The organism is Salinivirga sp. (assembly GCF_055145285.1).
The window spans coordinates 22,191-40,265 of record NZ_JBSRDC010000006.1; the positions used below are offsets into that span (position 1 = coordinate 22,191).

Here is an 18,075-nt window from a genome sequence, read left to right on the forward strand (position 1 = left end):
ATTATTGGGTCTACGGTTCCATAATATTTTTGAAAAACTTCACGATATCATTTTTCACCTCTTTCGGGTTTGCATGGCCTGTGTTTTTGTAAGTTTTTATCTCTGCATTTATTCCATTTGACTTATAAACTTCCCTGCATCGGTTCCAACGATCGGGCAGCATCGTTTTACCTAAATGTTTGTAAATAAGCTGACGCTCTTTTTCGCTGTAGGCATCTGAATAGGGCGCTGCATCGTTATCGTCCAGCCCGCCCATGTAAAGGAATTGTGGTAGTGACTTAAAGGCCTGCTTGTTGAATGCTTTGTTGAAAAGTGAATCAAAATCTGCCGTACCCACTGGATAGACCAGACCCTGCTTTTTAAGGGTGTCTTCGGGCAGCATCAGTATGCCGTTTAGTCCACCTGCGGCAACAGCCAGGAGTTTCTTGGGATGTATAAGTGAGAAGCGATTTGCAAAACTGCCCGAAGCACTAAATCCCACCATTAGAAATTTTTCTTTTACGTTGAATCCCCTTTTTTTAAGGGTGTCCAATGCGTTTTGTTGCATGGCTATAAGTTGCAGGTCAATTCTTTTCAGCGGAGGCGCTTTCTTAAGTATTACATCACGGTCGAGCGAGTGGGTGTAAACCCGGCTCTCTTCTCTGGATCTGGGAAATATCGGCACGAGTAGGGGTAAATTCAGTTTGCTGGCAATGTAATTGCCCGGATAAAATGGTTTTGTAGCCTGGTGCCTGGCTTTTTCAATATGTTTTTTAAAGTCATCGGTTACCTGTCCCGTATTGTTGGGGGCTACAATTATTGTGAGCTCCTGGTTTTGTGGCATGTCTTCCGGAATAAATATCAGGTATGGAAAGTTAAAGCCCGCCTCCGGTGCGGGCTGCATGTAACGTAGTTCGCCTTCAGGGTTTTGTTTGCATCCGGCAATAAATAATACTACGAAGGTTAAAAATATTATACGATTCATTTATGATGTGATTAGTTGTGTGAAAATATCAGGCAAAATACTTTTTTATGCAATTAGTTCGAATATTCAAGTCTAATTTTTTTCATTCTTTTGGTTTTGAACCAGCCCATAGTGGTCTTTTTTCTTTACCACCTCACATTGTTTTTTTAAATGAATGATCCAACCATCTCCTTCTATCGTATCCTGGTTTATTTTGGTTGGTTTTGAGATGTGTACACAGTTCCAGTCATTGGTCATTAGTGTCCCTTTTTTAGCTGTAAGTACACCAAACCAATCTCTTAGTACGAAATATTCATATACATTACCATGTGGTTCCAATGGGATAATGCTGTTGGGATTGAACCCAATCTGTTTGTCGATTAATTCAATTATCAGGGGTTGGTCTTCCAGCAATTTATGAGTGTATTGTTCGATTTTTTCCTGGCGTTTCTCCCATCGGGCAATTTCTTCAGATTCGATTTTATCGAAGTTGTAGTGCTGCTTTATATCATCGTATTGTAATTTACTCAGACTTTGCGGGGCAATATCGAAATGTTGCATGGTTAGTTCAAATGCATTGAAGTTGCGCATTGTGCCGTTTTTCCAGGCTTTACCTGAAGCATCAAGTAGTAATCCGTATAATGGGCCGGAGGTGTAAGCTGTGGCCCGCGAGAGGGATGACTTTGTAGACATATTTTTAATGTTTTCTTGTAGTCGCATTTTTAGCCTTTGTGCATTGTATCCCAGTTTAAATCCGGTGTATTGGGCCAGTCCTTCCTGTGTCTCCAGTAGTATTTCTTCGTTTTTCGTCTCAGGATATTGATCAAAGCGCATTTTCCGGAAATATAAAGCGTGTTTCACTGCTTCCTGGTTATTGCTGTAAAGCCCTTCGTATAAGGCATTCATTTCAAGGCGGAAAAGCGTTCGTGCATCTTTTTTGTCCATATGCGGAACTGCCATTACACTTATTTTTATACCCATTAATTGCTGCAGGTTATGAAACGATTCATGTGCCATGAGTTCCAGGGCTTCATCGCTTTTCTTACTCAGTGGCCACATCACCATTGTCCAGGGCGTGCTGTCTATCAAAACCGATGTGTTGGCAATTGCCTTGTTTTGCGGATATTGACCCCGAAATAGTTTTCCGTCCTTTTTAGCTTCATAGGCTTGCAATGGTTCATTGGCAACAAATTCATAGTTTTCAGGATTCACGTACAGCATTTTGTGCGGCAATTTGTGGCCCCAAAGTGCTCCGTTGTCACTTTCTCGCAATTGTTCAAACTGTTTAAAATATTTTGCGGCACGATCGGTATCGATTGTTTTTTGTTGTGCAGGTAGCATTTTAATTGATGCCATCAGCAAGATTGAAATAGTTAAAAGTAAAAGTTTCATGATTTTTGGCTTTAAAATTCAGTGCTAAATTATGCAGGGTTTGTGAAACCTTCGGTTAATGCTGGGTTAATGCTGGGTTAATGATTTCGTTTTTAGTAAAGTAAGTGTATTTTTGTGTCATGGACAGAAAAAGTACAACCAGTTTATACCTGCTTTTTACAGGTGCGATATTGTTTTTGGTATTATCTGTTTTTATGGTATGGAATGCCTACCAATCGGCAGAAAGGCAGTTTAAATTTACAAAGCAGTATTACCTCAGTACCGCATTTTTTCAAAGTGGCATGGATGGAAACGAACTCGCCCCGCTGGCCGATTCCATAAGCCGAATGCTGGATGCCGGAGAACCGATTGTGGGTCGTAATCGGCAGGTTATTGACAACCTTACCATAGAGGCTACGAAAGAGTATCAAAAGGTGGAAGAAAACTTTGCCCGGTTGTTGCAAAAAGATGATATTCATGCCGGTTTTAATATGTCTGTTATTGTAAGTAAGTTCTTTATCAGGCAAGCAGATACTGTAATTACGCTTTACGATATAGAGGAAAATGGTAGCTTTTTAACGCTTTCGGGTGATATGAAAAAGCTGAATATCCTCAAGCCTGACAACTCCTTTTTCTACAAGCTCAAGAAATTCGATATCAATCTGCAGGTGTCGGTATATGTAAATTTTCCAAATATTACATTTTTTCTACTTAAACAAATTTGGCCGCAGTTGCTCATATCATTAATCATGTTGTTTTTATTTGCAGGAATTGTGGCTTATACCATAAAAACTATTCGCAAACAGCAATTGGTAGATCAGATGAAAACAGATTTCATTAACAATATGACACATGAGTTAAAGACACCTTTAACCACGCTTTCTGTGGCAGCGAAAACCATTGATCCTGAAAATTTAAATGCCACCAGCTCCTTAATTACGAGCCAGGTGAGGCGTCTTGAGTCCGTGGTAAATCAGGTGATGGAGCTTTCTACCCTCTATGAAAAAGGCATAGCCCGGGAACGTATACCTGTGCAGGAATTTTTTATGAAGTTGGTTGAGACGTTTGCCCGCCAGCCCGAGGAGGTTGAACTTAGTTTTTGTAAGGTGCAGGATGAGGATCATGTTTGGACTGATCGTTTTTTGCTCGAAACAGCGGTACTTAATTTGCTCGATAATGCCGGGAAATATGGTGGTGAAAGTAAAATATTTATACCAGTGTCATATTCGGGCAACTTTTTAAGCATAAAAGTAGCAGATGGAGGCTGTGGAATTCCGGCGCAATACCAGAAGTATGTGTTTGATAAATTTTACCGCGTGCCTGAGGGTGATAGGCATGAAGTATCAGGCTCCGGATTAGGACTCTATCATGTCAGAGAAATAGTGAAGGCACATAAGGGTAAGGTAAAGCTTTATTCTGAAACGGACAAGGGCACAGAAGTAACACTTTTAATTCCTGTGAGATGACAACAACAATACGAATATTGCTTGTGGAAGATGATGCAGATCTGGGTAATGTTCTTACCCATTATTTAAAGATGAATCAATTCGATGTCGATTTGTGTCGAACCGGAGATGAGGCTTTAGAGCGCATCTTTTCGCAAAGTTACAACTTATACATTCTGGATGTGATGTTGCCTGGTATGGATGGTTTTACTTTAGCCGAACACATCAGAAGCAAACAGGATGCGAAGCCTTTTCTGTTTTTAACCGCACGGAATATGAAAACGGATGTGCTTAAAGGACTTAAAATGGGGGCAGACGATTATATAACCAAACCATTTGAACCGGAAGAGCTGCTCTTACGCATCCGAAATATTCTTAATAGAACAGGAAATCAAGCCCCTGACGCGTATACTATTGGTGATTATGAGTTTGATTATAGCCGTTATAAGCTCATTTATAAAAACCAGGAACGGAACCTTACAGAGCGCGAGGCTGATTTATTAAAGTTATTAGTGGAGCACAAGAATACTGTTGTTAAACGATCTGATATTTTACAGGCAATTTGGGGAGCGGACGATTTCTTTTTAGGTCGCAGTATGGATGTGTTTATTACCAGACTGAGGAAGTACCTGGAAGCCGATAAATGTATTGTAATTCAGTCTGTTCGAGGCGTGGGAATTATGCTTGAAATTAAAACAAAAATAAAAAGCAAATACTAAGATTTATAACACAATTAATTCTTTAAGAAACCATAATTGGGGGTTCTCAAATATATTTGTGTATCGAAGTGATACAGTTTTTTGTAATTTTTTGTGGTGATTTTTTAATGTTATTATTTTAGTTAAATTTATGGACTCTGCATTGATCAATTAGTTTTATGTTATTGTCTTGTAGGTGTTTGTGTTATTTTTTTGTCCAAAGAAAACGATTGAGCTATTTAGATGTTCCAAATTTTTAAAAACGGGGTTTTACCAATTTTGCTTGTCTGTATGTTTATAAAGCCGGCTGTTTCCCAAACAGAAACGGAAAGAAACAACAGTTTTTTAGCATTTGTAAAAGAATTATATACCACCAGCGATTTGTTGGTTAATGGAAAAGAACTTCTGCCGGGTGATCCCAGGATTAATAAGCATCCCTATTTATTTGCAGAAAACTGGATTGGAGCTGATGTTTATATCAAAGGTGAAGTTTTTAATAACCAAAATGTGCGGTATAACCTTTATACCGACCAGATTATTTTGCAATTTATAAAGCCCGAAGGTGTATCTGGTGTAGTGCTTCTTGATAACGAGATGGTTGATTCTGTCGATATTAATGGTCATTTGCTTATTTCTGCCATGCACCTTGGGCACGCTGATATAGACAGGAGTTTTGTGGAAGTGATTGAAGCCGAACAATTAAAATATTGTATCGCATATTTTAAAGATTATATCCGCATGTATTCGACAATGAATCCATACGGGAAATACTCCGATACAAAAAATAAGAAGTATGTCTTAAAAGATGCCCACCTACATAAGGCTGATAAAAGAAGACATTTTTTAAATATTTTCCCGGAGCATAAAAAAAAGATACGCCGTTTCCTGCGCAATAATAATATTAAATACAAAAACGCTACGGCCTCACAAATTAAAACATTAATGCAGTTTTGTAATGGATTGGATTAGAAAAAGTCTCTTGTCAGGTTTGCTCATACTATTTTTTGTGTTTTCTAGTTGTTTGTCAGCTATGGGGCAGCAAAAAATTATCATTACGCCGGAGGAATATGATGGGTTATCGTGGAGTGCCTTTTCTGAGAAATTAACCGATAAATATAATGTGCGCTTTTTCTATGCGGATTCGCTGCCTGAAATCAAACAGGTAAACCTGTCAGATACTGCAAGCCTGGGCTTTTTCCTACGGGAGCTATTCAGAAGTCATGATATATATGTGTCTAATGACGGAAGCGGCAACTATTTCTTTACCAAAGAGCAAGGTGTTCACACGCAACTGCCTCCCGGATTTTTTGAAGCAGAAATTGTTAATGATAGCCTTGAGCGGAGCAAAAATGAGGAGGCGAATGATTACCTCCAAACCAATGCGGATTATGCCAGCAAAACCATTGTAATTGGGAGCCATGGCGAAGCCAAGAATGGCAAAAACTGTAATATTTATGGGTTTGTAAAAAGTGCCGAGGATGGTGAGCCTGTTGTGGGAAGCTATGTATATATCGATGAAGAAGGCATTGGCACCGGAACCACCGAAAGCGGATACTATGTATTATCCGTACCCAAAGGACAACATGTTTTAACGGTTTCCAGTATCGAACGAAAAAAGAAAAAGTATAATATAGATGTCCGTTCAGAGGGGCAATTCGACATTTCGCTCCAAAGGAGATTGGTGGCGTTGAATGAAGTTGTTGTAACATCAGATAAGTATCACAATGTGCGGAGTACAAATATGGGTCTTGAACGGCTTACAATCAGAGATGTGAAGAATATACCACAGGTGCTGGGCGAAAGCGACCTTCTGAAAGTAGCGCTTTTGCTGCCCGGGGTTCAAAATACGGGTGAGGCATCTTCGGGTTTCAATGTGAGAGGAAGTCCATCGGACCAAACACAGTTTTTCATTAATAATGTGCCTGTGTACAACACCTCGCACCTATTTGGTTTTTTCTCAGCTTTCAACCCTGATGCGGTAAAAGAATTTAAACTTTATAAAAGCAATATTCCGGCAGAATTTGGCGGCCGGCTGGCTTCTGTTTTTGATATATCAACCAAAAAAGGAAACAAACAAAAGTTCTCTGCCAGCGGTGGTATTAGTCCGGTAACCGGCAGGTTGTTCCTTGAAACACCTATCCAAAAAGGAAAAAGCAGCGCTTTTATTGGTTTGCGTTCCACTTATTCCGATTGGTTGTTGAAAAAAGTGAAGTCTCCCGATATTCGAAACAGCAAGGCCAATTTTCGCGACGGTATCGGATCTGTTTCATTTAACCTGGGGCCAAAAGATAAGCTGGAATTATTTGGCTATTACAGTCACGATAATATTTCTTTTTCCAACCTTGCTGATTACAAGTATGAGAATATAGGCGGTTCCTTAAACTGGCAACATTTGCTGAGCAATAACAGTAAATTTACTTTAAGCACAATTTACAGTAAGTATTGGTTTGAGGAAGGAAACCATGAGATAGCTTTTAATGCTTTTCGTCATAAATTTGCACTCGAAAATTATAAGTTAAAAGGAGTGGTTGAAATATTGCCCAACAATGACCACAAAATTACTACAGGTTTTAGCTCCACCTTTTATTCCGTCAATCGCGGAGAGCATCAGCCGTTATCTGCCGAGTCACTTATACAGGAAATGCAGCTGGGCAGGGAGTATAGTCTCGAAAATGCAGTTTTCTTGAGTGATGAATGGCGAGTGCTGCCTTATTTAACGGTATACGCGGGCTTGCGGTTCAATAACTATAACTATTTGGGTCCTCAACAAGTATATCAGTATTTCGAAAACCAACCCTATGAGGAGTCCTCGATACGTGATACAATGAATTTCTCTGAAGGAGAGTTCATAAAGTCTTACAATTCTTTAGATTTTAGGGCCGTAGTAAATTATATGCTAACTACTTCCCTGTCTTTTAAGGCGAGTTTCAATAATTTGCATCAGAATATTTTTATGCTTTCCAATACCATTTCCATTTCGCCCACTGCTAAATGGAAACTGGCCGATTACCATATTGAACCCCTGAAAGGGCACCAGTTTTCTTTTGGAGTATATGCCAATCCGGACAACACCAATTTCGAATTGTCGGCAGAAGCCTACTACAAACATGTGGCAAATTTGGTAGAGTTTAAAAACGGAGCCAATCTACTGGTGGCAGAAATTCCGGAAACCGAAGTTGTACAGGGTGAGTTGGATGCCTACGGTATTGAATTTATGGTAAAGAAAAAGGCCGGAAGGCTCAACGGATGGATGAGTTATACCTATTCCAAATCAGAGGTGCTCGTGCAAAGTCCATTTACAGCCTCGGAGGTGAATTTTGGAGAGCCTTATCCGTCAAACTACGATAAGCCGCATGCTTTTAATCTGGTTGCAAATTATCGGTTGTCTCGACGGCTCAGTATCTCCGGCAATCTGGTGTACAATACCGGCCGCCCTGTAACTTATCCGGTTGGTATTTATTATCAGGATGGACAGCGAATTGTGAATTTTTCAGGTCGTAATGAATACCGGCTGCCCGATTACTTCCGGGTTGACTTTTCTGTAAATATTGAAGGTAACTTATTGTCTGATAAGTTTGCACACGGATCATGGTCCTTTTCAGTTTATAATGTATTAGGTAGAAAAAATGCTTACTCTGTGTATTTTAAAAATGAGGAAGACGGCATTCAGGCTTATAAACTGTCGGTTTTTGGTGCTCCGATTGTGACCCTATCATACAATTTTAAACTGGGAAATTATGCGGATTAACAGGCTTTTTACAATATTTATGGTTGCTGTATTTTCATTAGCAGCTGTTTCCTGTATCGAAGAATTTTCGCCCGATATAGACGATTATAATGACCAAATGGTTGTAGATGGTTTGCTCACAACCGACGAAGGTCCATATCAGATAAAACTATCGAAAACCAGTCCGGTGGAGGAGGAGGCCTACAGACCATATGAAGGTGCCTCGGTTGCAGTGGAAGATAGTGAAGCAAATATGTATACTTTTGAGGAGACCAGTCCGGGGACCTATCAAAATGACGATATTACCGGAACAGTGGGTCTTGCCTACAAGTTACACGTAACCACGCCCGATGGAAAAAAATATGAATCCGGTTTTCAGGAAATGCCACCTGCATTGCCGATCGATACGGTTTATGCAGAGATTGAGTCACGCTCTACAGAAGACCCTGAATATGATGAAGTTGGATATCAGTTTTATCTGTCGGCTCATGACCCGGCAAATCAACAAATGTATTTTTTGTGGAGGCTGGCAGAAACCTTTGAATACAATGCAGACTATCCCCTGGAATATATATATAACGGTGGTTATATACAATACCCCAATCCAACGGAGTTTTCTACATGTTGGAAAACAAACAGATTACAGGAGTTCTTTCTGTTTGACGCCAGTGGTTTAAGTAATGTAGACATTCAGGGTATGCCTTTGCATTTTGTCAATACGGAAACCAAGAAACTATCGGTCAGGTACAGTTTGCTGGTCAATCAATATGTAATATCAGAAGATACCTGGGAGTTTTTTAACTCAGTACAGGAAATGAACTCAGACAACGACCTTTTCTACTCAACCCAACCGTACCAGATAGCAGGCAATATCGAGTGTATTGACGATCCGGACGAAAATGTATTGGGCATGTTCTGGGTTGCCGGTAAAACCCAAAAAAGAATTTTTGTAACCCGGCCGCCCGAAGTGTTTTTCTATTATGAAGAGTGTTCTATAAATACGCAAGGCGTGCCGTTTATCGGTAACTATCATCCAAGTGAGTGGCCTATTTATCTTACCCTAAATGATGATGGTGAGCGGGGCATTGTTGGATTGGGTTGTGTAGATTGTCGAGAGCATGGCGGGAACCTGCAACCACCTGATTTTTGGTAGAAGCATTAATATTTAAAATTATGGGTTTAATGAGCAAATGGATTAAATATATAGCCGGAACACTGTGGGGTCTGTTTTTTATAATGACCACGGCTGTTGCACAAACCAATGTCACCCAAAATATGCCGGCTTCTGAATATTCAGAAGAGTTGAACCTGGTTATAGACCGGAATATTTATCTGACTGGCGAGGATATTTGGTTTTACGCTAATTTGATTAGCCATAATAAGGAATTGCTTAGCAAAACACTGTATGTTGAACTTTATAATAAGGATAACGCAGTACGAAAAAAGTTTTCTATTGAAGATGGTGCTTGTGAGGGTTATTTCATTATTCCTGCCGATTTTAATTCTGGTGGTTATCTGATGAGGGCTTATACCAATTATCAAAAGAACTTTTTACCGGAGCACTTCGCCCACCAGGTAATGTTTATTATCAATCCACGGAAAGGTATCCGGAAAAATGGGAAATTTACTTTGCCCACAAAAGAAAATGCCGATTCCACCGGACCAGCTTCACCCTTTTTGCCCAATACATATTCTGCTGTGCATCAGATGAGTAATAATCCAGTGCAAAGTGTAACAATTGATAGGTTAAGGGACAATTATCGGGTTAACTTCCTGACCGGTGCTTCTGATGCAGCCACTAATGGTTTGTATTTTTTGGTTCGCAATTCAAGTTTCGAGCGGGTTATGTATGAGCGCGTTGTTGGGAATGAAAAACTGATTCCGGCCGACAAACTATCTCCGGGCCTCAATTATTTTGTATTGATGAATGATTCGGTTCCAATTGTTACCGGTTGCATTTATGAACAGGCGGCTCCATTAAAACAACTTAAACTTAATACGGAAAAAGCCACTTATGCTCCTCGTGAGAACGTAAGATTTTCCCATGCAGGCTACATCGACAATCCCCAGGATTACAGGGCTATCGTGTCGGTCGCACGCAAAGGGACACATTTCCGAGAAAAAGATACATCCTTTATTTACAGGCTTGTGGCTTTAAATCCTTATTTGCTAAACGATTATCAGGAAATTTTTCCCGGATTTCAGCCCTTACCAAATCGTTATTTGAGCATTGCTTTGCAGAATCATGTGGCAGCATTGAAAAAAAATCAGCGTTTTTTAGGAAAAATTACCCACAACACTTTGGAATATGTTCCTGATATTTACGATTTGAGCTTAGCGGGTCATTTGAGCAGCAAAAAAGATAGTGTTCAGCTAACCAATCGAGCCGTATACCTGTCATTATTTGGCGAAAATCCTCAATTTCATGTGTATAATACGCGGGAAGATGGCTTTTTTATTTTCAATATCGAAAATTTGTCAGGCATCCAGGATGCTTATCTCACAACCGGCACCGAAGAAAAGGAAGTGTTGGATATTATGGTAAAAAGTGACTTTTCAAAAGCATTTTATGCTGATAAAATGCCAATGCTCATCGATACCAGTTATCGTGAACTGATTAGGCAAATGTATTTGACACAGCAGATACAAAATAAATTTAAAAGTTCTGATTCTGCCCTGGTTAGTAGTTTTACATCCATTCCATCCATAGAACGGAATGCAGAAGTAATTTACATGAAAGATTATGTGGAGTTGCCTACTATGACAGAGGTTCTTAAGGAAATTGCTCCCAATGTTTTCGTGAGAAAACGGAAAGGCAAAAATAAAATACTTGTCTTCGATGAAAAGCGAGATTTTCTTTATGAGGATCCTTTAATTTTATTAGACAATATACCGGGTTTGGATGATCAGACTATCTTTTCTGTTGCTCCGGCTAAAGTTGAAAAAATATTTGTTATTCCGGAACCATACTACATAGGGAATCATAAGTTTAATGGTGTTGTTTCTATTGTCACTAAAACAGATGATTTTGGTGGTGCGGAGTTCAATGGGAACTCCATTTTTCTAAAATATACCACCTATTCCCCTTCGGCAACGTTTGTCAAAAGTGTGCCAAATGTGGGACATCGTCCATATTTTTCGAATTTGCTTTTTTGGCAGGTTGCCGATTTTGAAAAGCTGCAAAAATCCTTTGAGTCTTCTGATAATGAGGGTGAATATGAGATTTTTTTAAGAATTTTGAGCAATTCTGTAAATAGCGGATTTCTTGGAAAAGAGCGCTTTTTGCTCAAAAAAGAGTAATATATTTAATGTCTTTTGATTCCAGTCAACCATATGTTTTGGGTTTAGGTATTGGGATTGAATTTCCCATATGCAATGATGACAAATTTCTTTTCAACGAACGCTGGTCCCCAGGTAAAAGAAAAAACTCCTTTTAAGCCCATTTTTAGTACGAAAATTGTTTTAGTTTTGCGAGCCTAAATTAATGCTAAGCAGATGAGACTTAAACAACTTTTATTTGGAATTGTAATCACTTTAATTATAACCTCGTGCGCAACCAGCAAGCTTGCAGAAGAGGGCAATGCAGCATACCAATCTGGCGACTATGTCGCAGCACTCAATGCCTGGGAGGAAATTATCAGTGATAAAGAGAGCAGGGGGCAACAAGCCGATACCAGCATTTATTACAAGGCGGGCATGGCCGCTATGGAGCTTGGTAATACCCCCAAAGCCAGAACATATCTTGTGAAAGCGAAAGACATGCAATATGAATCACCGGATATGTATGCCTCATTGGCTCATATTTACAAAGGTATTGACAATTTATCGCTCGAAATCGAAGCGTTGGAAAATTATCATAAAAAATTTCCCAATGGTGATGTGGTCGATACCATCAATGTGCGGTTATTTGAAACTTACGTGGAAAGCGAAAACTGGCAAAAGGCTGTGGATTTATGGCCTCAGATTGAGGATGCTGCAGCCTCAGATGTAGATTTGATCACAGAATACTTAATTGTGCATGAGAATCTGGAAAACGATTCCAAAAGCGATGAACTGGCTCAACGTATTATTGAACTTGATGCCGACAATGTTATAGCACTTGAATGGTTGGCTAAAAAGTACTATTGGAAAGCTGAGAAATTGTACGTTTCTCAGATGAAAGCCTATAAAAATAACCGAACCAACAGGCAATATAAAAAGCTACTCAAAGCCTGGGATAAAATATGGCCCGATTTCAGAAAAGCGCGCGCATATTATTTAAAACTCTACAAACTCGATCCAAAACCAAAGTATGCTAAATACCTTGCCGGCATTTACATCCGCATGGATAAGAAACAAAAAGCAGCTTATTGGAAAAGGCGAGCCAATTAACAAAAAACCATCTGTTTGTACATTTCTCCCTAACAATTAACGGTCAATTATTTGTATTTTAACTACTATTGGTCCGGGTTACAACAAAATATAGTTGTTGTTTGTTGTTCTTAAAACGCCTAAATATTAGACATTATGAGAACTACATTGTTGATTTCAGTTATCACAGCCTTGTTTTTTGCATTTACTTCGTGCGGCCATCAAACAGATGTTGTTGATTCAGGAACTTATGATGGTACTATCCAAAAGGTAAAACCTGAGGAAAGCGAGATTTATGTTAAGACGAAAGATGGTAAAACGCTGGAGCTTTATTTTATTGAAGAAACGAAACTTACCCAAAGTGGAGAAGTAGTAGCGTTTAAAGCCCTTGAAGAAGGTCAGTCGGTTACTGTGAAAGTTAAGAAAGTAGGTAAACGTTTGGATCCGTTAACTGTGCAAATTAAAGAGTAGAGCATGAACCAGATCCCTGATTTTTTGCGGACAGAAATATGGCATCCGTTGTCAGTTCATTTTCCCATTGCATTACTGCTTTTGGCCACATTATTTGGCATTGTTGCCTTTTTTGTGAGAAATAAGCAGTGGCGCTTTAATCGTGATTTATTGCTTCTGCTTGGCACTATTGGCGCGTGGATTGCTGTTTACACGGGTAGTCTTGCCGATGGAATTGTTTCACGAGAAATATGTGATCCCACTATGTTGAAAAGCCACGAATTATTTGCTTTTGGCGTGGCATGGACTTATTCTGCTGCTTTTTTATTGACTGTGGCGATAAAACTTAATGTTTTAGAGAAATTTAAAAGATATATCGAAATTTTAATTGTGGTGCTGATGCTTGCAGGCTCGGGTTTGTTAGGATACACCGGACACCTCGGTGCACAATTGGTTTTTCAGCAAGGAGCAGGTGTATACCAGCCAACAGAGGATTGCGCTGAATTTGAATAAGATGACGGTATAATCAGCTAAGGCCAATAAATCTAAAAAAACAGACTTATTGGCCTTAGTTTTATTTTAAATTGTGTTGATTTGGTGATGTACCGATACCAAATCGGAGCTAAATTTTTTTGTCTATCAAATATACATTGCGGTCTGAGGCACTTCTTGAAACCAATTCTCCAAGAAATCCGGTTAAAAACAGTTGTGTGCCAATAACCATCGCTACCAAAGCAATATAAAAGTATGGCGTGTCTGTTACCAGTCGGGCCGACATATCGTTAAATACACAATAGAGTTTATGTGCACCCAACCACACAACAGCTACAAAACCAATGAAAAACATTAGTATTCCAAGTGTCCCAAACAGGTGCATTGGTTTTTTTCCAAAACGTGTGATGAAGATGATGGACATCAGGTCCAGGAAACCGTTGATGAAGCGTTCCAATCCAAATTTGGTAACACCATATTTACGCGCTCTGTGTTGTACTACTTTTTCACCTATTTTTTCAAATCCGGCTTGTTTGGCCAGTACCGGTATGTAGCGGTGCATTTCGCCATAAACTTCTATGCTTTTAACCAGGTCCTTTTTATAGGCTTTTAAGCCACAATTGAAATCATGAAGCTTTATTTTTGTGGTAACCCTGGCTGTCCAGTTGAAAAACTTGCTCGGTATGGTTTTGGAGATAGGATCGTAACGTTTTTTTTTCCAGCCCGACACCATGTCGTAACCATCTTCCTTGATCATATTGTAAAGCCCCGGTATTTCGTCGGGGCTGTCTTGGAGGTCAGCATCCATCGTGATAACCACATCGCCCTGTGCTGCATCAAACCCATTGTGCAGCGCTGCTGATTTTCCGTAGTTACGTTTAAATTTGATGGCCCTTACGGAACCGTACATCTCCGCCAGCTTTTCAATTTCTTCCCACGACTTGTCTTTACTGCCGTCATCGACCAAAATTATTTCATACGTCAAATTGTGGTCGTACATTACTTTGTTGATCCAGTCGACCAGTTCCGGGAGGCTTTCTTCTTCGTTATATAATGGTATTACTACTGATATATTCATAGTGTTGCTTTAGCTGACAAAAATAAGATTTTTACGCAGGAATTGAGCGCATTATTCTTTTTTATCTAATTCAGACATTGATTTGCTAAATGCATCGGGATCCTGGCTGCCCCTCTTTAAGAATGCTGCAGTGATAAGTGAAATGATAAGGCCAAAAACCACATTGCCCAGCAGGCTGGAGAATGCCATTAATCCGGGCGACATCATATTTTCCATCAGTCCTGTCATTTGAGATGCCTGTTCCTCGGCCATGCCTGATTCCAAAAAAGCATTTTGTTGCAATATGAGATATTGCTCCAATGATTCCGGAGACATAAATGAATAATAAATATACAAGAAGAATGCACCTACTATGGATGCAAAAACAGAAATGTAGAAACCAACTTTAAAGGCCTCTCCGTAGGAAAAGTAATTTTGTTTGAAATCTGCTCTGTATTTTCGAGTAAATATAATAATTCCGGCAATGAGCAAAATGGCATTTATATTACCTGAAATATCGTTCATTGTATGAAGCTTCCCATTGATAAGATGGGTTACCAAATAAGCAAGGATGAACCCTGCACCGATTATTGCTCCGTTTTTGGCTGTAAAATTGGTCAGATTATTTTTATCCATGTCGTTGAATGCTTTTAATTTACAGTTAAATATGCACAAAGATAAAAGTTTTTGATGGAAATTAAGCCTTGCAGGTTTGTAATATAAAAGTAAATTTCTACTTTTGCAATCCGGGGCAAGTCTCATACGACCAGCTCCCGCGGAACTCCCCCAGGTCCGGAAGGAAGCAAGGGTAAGCGGTTGAGCGGTGCGATGTGAGTCGCTTGCCCCTTTTTAGTGAAACCCAAAGTTCAGGAACGCAGTGAACTGAACTTTGCCGGTTGAACTAATCCTCGATAGCGCAGCGTATCGGGATTCAATCAAGCTTCCGTGACTTTGATTAAACCTATCAAAGTAAAAATCGTAATAATTTCAGGAACGCAGTGAACTGAACTTTGCCGGTTGAAGCCGAATTAATCAATAGGATGATTTTCAAATCAGAACTATTGATTTTATAGCCTGTTCCGATTCGTCGGAAAGGGTTAATCCTTTGCTCCGCTATAGCTACGCGAAAGCGATGCCGATATAGAAAATGTTAGCAATTGCTGGAAGCAATTGGTTTACATTTACATAATCGATTCAGCAATTTTGATTGCTGAATTTGGATTGAACTAATCCTCGATAGCGCAGCGTATCGGGATTCAATCAAGCTTTCAGGAATTTGATAGAATGTAACGTCTGTCATAGTTTTAATACCTAATTCAAAAGCGAAGTGCATTGAATTGTGCCGCAAAGGGTAAGTGGAATAAGTAAGTTTAACTTTACAATATTGGCATAGTTAGAAGCAGATACAACTTTTTTAACGCGTTTTAACCTGGGGGTATTTCATTTTGAGCAATTCTATTCCTTTTCGGCAAATACATGCACAAAGCCTGTTATTTTTTCTGTATCCGGTGCATTTCTCGGGATAATCACATAGTAATAAATGCCACTGCTTACGCGCTTGCCATCTTTTAATCGACCATCCCAAACCACTCGTGTTGTGGGTTTTTCAGATTCGAATACCACATTGCCCCAGCGGCTGTAAATGTACATGTCAAATTCGGTTTGTCCGTCAGTTTGCGCCGTGAAAAAATCATTTACCCCGTCTCCATTGGGTGTAAATACATTGGGCGCCTTAAATATTTTGTGTATGGTGTCGGTTTTTGTTGTGTCCTCTGTGCAGCCTGCTGCATTGGTAACTGTTAAGCTGATGTCAAATATGCTGTCCTGTGTTTGACTGTCGTAGGTGTAGGATTGAAAAGAGCGTACTTCCTCATCATTATTGTCAATGATATCTTCAATGGTTGTGCCATCGCCAAAATTCCATCTGAAGGTTATGGGGAACAGATAAGGAGATTCCTGTACTTCACTGCTTACTTGAATTTTGTATCCATTAAGCCCTTCCTGCATGATTTCAAAGTTGGCGTTTACCGCAGAAACGGTTATATCGATAGCTCCGTTTCCGGCTCCTGTGGTGGCATTAATGGTATACTCCCCAGGTGCGATGCCGGTTAGTAAAATTGAAGAAACTCCGCTTAAGTTGTCGGGCTGATGATCAAAAAATTCCCCATCTGTTCCAGGTACAGTCCAGTCGCAGTTTTCCGTATGACTGAGGGTAATGGTATCTCCTACACATGGTTGACTGTTAGTAGCTGTAATGGTGAAATCCTGACCGAAAATAATTTGAGGCAAGGAGAATGCTAAAATGAGTATGAGATTTCTGATCATGGTTGACATGTATTTTTCTTTCTCCTACAAACATAATGATTTTTGACTAAATATTTTATACTTCAAACCAGCGATTTACAACAGTCAGATTTTCTCTGTCATCTTTTTTACAAATCTGTATTTGGAGAAAAATTCTTTTGCAATCACCCGCATGATGGTGTAGGAGGGGATAGCCAGCACCATACCTCCAATACCGGCTAATGTTCCTGCAGCAAGAATAACGAGAAATATTTCCAATGGATGGGCTTTTACACTGTTGGAAAAGATTAAGGGTTGAAATAGAAAATTGTCCAGCAATTGAACAATAAGAAAAGCCAAAGTCATATAGCCCAATAAAGGCAGTAGTTCATTATAAAACCCAAGGTGGAGGTGTGTGGCAACTCCAACTGTAAGTCCGAAAATTATCCCCAAAATCGGCCCGATGTAAGGGATAACGTTTATTAGTGCGGCAAAGAGGGCTATTAACATCACGTGGTTAAAATCAATACCAACAATTGTCAATCCTATGGTAACACCAGTAAAAATTAAGCTTATTTGTATCACAAGACCAATGAAGTACCTGGATAAAAGTTTTTTGATAGAGAGCATTGCGTGAAGTGCCTCTGAATCCCATTTTGTAGGAACAATAAGTAGTATAAAACGGGTGAGCATGTTTTTCTCTTTCAAAAAGAAAAATGTAATGAAAGAGATGGAGAACAATGCAATGAAAATGTTGCCCAAGGCTCCGGTTATTGCAGAGAATACATTGGTAATGTTAGAAATGCTCAGCAATGATTTTAATCGATCGCTGGCCACTTCTTTAAGAGACCTTCGTTCTTCGCTGGGGGTGTATTCATTGTACACATCCTGTACTTTTTGAATGGGTTCTTGCAGGTTTTCTACCACATCATTTACGTTGATTGAAGATAATGCCTGCCCTTCCTGAATAACCAGTGGAATAAAAAACACGAAAAAAGTAATCATAACTGCCCAGATGGTCAGCAGGGTAATGGCAGCCGCCAGAGCCGATGGAAACGGTTTGTCTTTGATATTTATTTTCAGGAGCTGATCTGTCAGCGGACGTCCTATCAGGGCCAGCACGGCGGCGATAATGATGTATATCACAATAGCACTTAAATACCAGGCTGCCACAAGGAATAGCGCCACAGCAAGGAATATTAAGAGGTATCGTAGTACTTTCACCAGTTTTGATTTTAAGTTACTTCAATTATTGCGAA

At 39.6% G+C, this 18,075-nt stretch carries 15 protein-coding genes and 1 other RNA gene; 10 read left to right on the forward strand and 6 right to left on the reverse strand.

All coding sequences use genetic code 11. From position 1 onward, the window contains the following. Nucleotides 1–10 precede the first annotated feature (10 nt). Nucleotides 11–964 (reverse strand): hypothetical protein, encoded by a 954-nt coding sequence (locus ACTB0Y_RS01500; RefSeq protein WP_463205017.1) that lies wholly within the window; start codon nucleotides 962–964, stop codon nucleotides 11–13. Nucleotides 965–1,036: 72 nt separating this feature from the next. Then, nucleotides 1,037–2,335 carry a hypothetical protein gene (locus tag ACTB0Y_RS01505; protein WP_463205018.1) on the reverse strand — a complete coding sequence of 433 codons (1,299 nt, stop codon included), beginning with the start codon at nucleotides 2,333–2,335 and terminating at the stop codon, nucleotides 1,037–1,039. A gap of 119 nt (nucleotides 2,336–2,454) precedes the next feature. On the opposite strand from ACTB0Y_RS01505, the gene ACTB0Y_RS01510 reads away from it, so the two are divergent. From ACTB0Y_RS01510 to ACTB0Y_RS01550, 9 genes are all read left to right on the forward strand, one after another. Beyond that, nucleotides 2,455–3,780: a sensor histidine kinase gene (locus tag ACTB0Y_RS01510; protein ID WP_463205019.1), complete on the forward strand. Its 1,326-nt coding sequence runs from the start codon at nucleotides 2,455–2,457 to the stop codon at nucleotides 3,778–3,780. Then, on the forward strand, nucleotides 3,777–4,478 hold the full coding sequence (locus ACTB0Y_RS01515) for a response regulator transcription factor (RefSeq protein WP_463205020.1): 702 nt from the start codon (nucleotides 3,777–3,779) through the stop codon (nucleotides 4,476–4,478). Before ACTB0Y_RS01510 ends, ACTB0Y_RS01515 begins: the two co-directional genes overlap by 4 nt. A gap of 270 nt (nucleotides 4,479–4,748) precedes the next feature. After that, a complete protein-coding gene (locus ACTB0Y_RS01520) occupies nucleotides 4,749–5,426 on the forward strand; it encodes a hypothetical protein (protein WP_463205021.1) in 678 nt (225 codons plus the stop codon). After that, nucleotides 5,413–8,205 carry a TonB-dependent receptor gene (locus tag ACTB0Y_RS01525; protein WP_463205022.1) on the forward strand — a complete coding sequence of 931 codons (2,793 nt, stop codon included), beginning with the start codon at nucleotides 5,413–5,415 and terminating at the stop codon, nucleotides 8,203–8,205. The genes ACTB0Y_RS01520 and ACTB0Y_RS01525 overlap by 14 nt, the downstream gene beginning before the upstream one ends. Further along, entirely contained in the window at nucleotides 8,195–9,337 is a 1,143-nt protein-coding gene (locus tag ACTB0Y_RS01530) for a DUF4249 domain-containing protein (protein WP_463205023.1), read from the forward strand. The genes ACTB0Y_RS01525 and ACTB0Y_RS01530 overlap by 11 nt, the downstream gene beginning before the upstream one ends. Before the next feature lie 29 nt (nucleotides 9,338–9,366). Then, entirely contained in the window at nucleotides 9,367–11,484 is a 2,118-nt protein-coding gene (locus ACTB0Y_RS01535; protein ID WP_463205024.1) for a hypothetical protein, read from the forward strand. Nucleotides 11,485–11,679: 195 nt separating this feature from the next. Continuing rightward, the gene (locus ACTB0Y_RS01540; RefSeq protein ID WP_463205025.1) at nucleotides 11,680–12,555 is read left to right on the forward strand and encodes a tetratricopeptide repeat protein; all 876 of its coding nucleotides are present in this window, start codon (nucleotides 11,680–11,682) and stop codon (nucleotides 12,553–12,555) included. A 135-nt stretch (nucleotides 12,556–12,690) separates the two neighbouring features. Further along, on the forward strand, nucleotides 12,691–13,005 hold the full coding sequence (locus ACTB0Y_RS01545) for a hypothetical protein (protein WP_463205026.1): 315 nt from the start codon (nucleotides 12,691–12,693) through the stop codon (nucleotides 13,003–13,005). A gap of 3 nt (nucleotides 13,006–13,008) precedes the next feature. Continuing rightward, the gene (locus ACTB0Y_RS01550) at nucleotides 13,009–13,497 is read left to right on the forward strand and encodes a DUF2231 domain-containing protein (protein ID WP_463205027.1); all 489 of its coding nucleotides are present in this window, start codon (nucleotides 13,009–13,011) and stop codon (nucleotides 13,495–13,497) included. Between the two features lie 109 nt (nucleotides 13,498–13,606). Here the strand turns inward: ACTB0Y_RS01550 and ACTB0Y_RS01555 are convergent, their stop codons facing one another. Both ACTB0Y_RS01555 and ACTB0Y_RS01560 read right to left on the reverse strand, forming a co-directional pair. Next, entirely contained in the window at nucleotides 13,607–14,554 is a 948-nt protein-coding gene (locus ACTB0Y_RS01555) for a glycosyltransferase family 2 protein (RefSeq protein ID WP_463205028.1), read from the reverse strand. 51 nt (nucleotides 14,555–14,605) lie between these two features. Further along, the gene (locus ACTB0Y_RS01560; RefSeq protein ID WP_463205029.1) at nucleotides 14,606–15,169 is read right to left on the reverse strand and encodes a DUF4199 domain-containing protein; all 564 of its coding nucleotides are present in this window, start codon (nucleotides 15,167–15,169) and stop codon (nucleotides 14,606–14,608) included. A gap of 113 nt (nucleotides 15,170–15,282) precedes the next feature. Here ACTB0Y_RS01560 and ffs point away from each other — a divergent pair. Then, nucleotides 15,283–15,381: signal recognition particle sRNA small type (gene ffs, locus ACTB0Y_RS01565), an RNA gene on the forward strand. A gap of 607 nt (nucleotides 15,382–15,988) precedes the next feature. Here ffs and ACTB0Y_RS01570 read toward each other — a convergent pair. Continuing rightward, on the reverse strand, nucleotides 15,989–16,858 hold the full coding sequence (locus tag ACTB0Y_RS01570) for a T9SS type B sorting domain-containing protein (protein WP_463205030.1): 870 nt from the start codon (nucleotides 16,856–16,858) through the stop codon (nucleotides 15,989–15,991). 84 nt (nucleotides 16,859–16,942) lie between these two features. Next, the gene (locus tag ACTB0Y_RS01575; protein WP_463205031.1) at nucleotides 16,943–18,040 is read right to left on the reverse strand and encodes an AI-2E family transporter; all 1,098 of its coding nucleotides are present in this window, start codon (nucleotides 18,038–18,040) and stop codon (nucleotides 16,943–16,945) included. Between the last annotated feature and the right edge of the window lie 35 nt (nucleotides 18,041–18,075).

What these genes read in the sequence shown, in the direction of transcription:
- ACTB0Y_RS01500 (WP_463205017.1), bottom strand. Translation starts at nt 964, where the DNA reads ATGAATCGTATAATATTTTTAACCTTCGTAGTATTATTTATTGCCGGA.
- ACTB0Y_RS01505 (WP_463205018.1), bottom strand. Translation starts at nt 2,335, where the DNA reads ATGAAACTTTTACTTTTAACTATTTCAATCTTGCTGATGGCATCAATT.
- ACTB0Y_RS01510 (WP_463205019.1), top strand. Translation starts at nt 2,455, where the DNA reads ATGGACAGAAAAAGTACAACCAGTTTATACCTGCTTTTTACAGGTGCG.
- ACTB0Y_RS01515 (WP_463205020.1), top strand. Translation starts at nt 3,777, where the DNA reads ATGACAACAACAATACGAATATTGCTTGTGGAAGATGATGCAGATCTG.
- ACTB0Y_RS01520 (WP_463205021.1), top strand. Translation starts at nt 4,749, where the DNA reads ATGTTTATAAAGCCGGCTGTTTCCCAAACAGAAACGGAAAGAAACAAC.
- ACTB0Y_RS01525 (WP_463205022.1), top strand. Translation starts at nt 5,413, where the DNA reads ATGGATTGGATTAGAAAAAGTCTCTTGTCAGGTTTGCTCATACTATTT.
- ACTB0Y_RS01530 (WP_463205023.1), top strand. Translation starts at nt 8,195, where the DNA reads ATGCGGATTAACAGGCTTTTTACAATATTTATGGTTGCTGTATTTTCA.
- ACTB0Y_RS01535 (WP_463205024.1), top strand. Translation starts at nt 9,367, where the DNA reads ATGAGCAAATGGATTAAATATATAGCCGGAACACTGTGGGGTCTGTTT.
- ACTB0Y_RS01540 (WP_463205025.1), top strand. Translation starts at nt 11,680, where the DNA reads ATGAGACTTAAACAACTTTTATTTGGAATTGTAATCACTTTAATTATA.
- ACTB0Y_RS01545 (WP_463205026.1), top strand. Translation starts at nt 12,691, where the DNA reads ATGAGAACTACATTGTTGATTTCAGTTATCACAGCCTTGTTTTTTGCA.
- ACTB0Y_RS01550 (WP_463205027.1), top strand. Translation starts at nt 13,009, where the DNA reads ATGAACCAGATCCCTGATTTTTTGCGGACAGAAATATGGCATCCGTTG.
- ACTB0Y_RS01555 (WP_463205028.1), bottom strand. Translation starts at nt 14,554, where the DNA reads ATGAATATATCAGTAGTAATACCATTATATAACGAAGAAGAAAGCCTC.
- ACTB0Y_RS01560 (WP_463205029.1), bottom strand. Translation starts at nt 15,169, where the DNA reads ATGGATAAAAATAATCTGACCAATTTTACAGCCAAAAACGGAGCAATA.
- ACTB0Y_RS01570 (WP_463205030.1), bottom strand. Translation starts at nt 16,858, where the DNA reads ATGATCAGAAATCTCATACTCATTTTAGCATTCTCCTTGCCTCAAATT.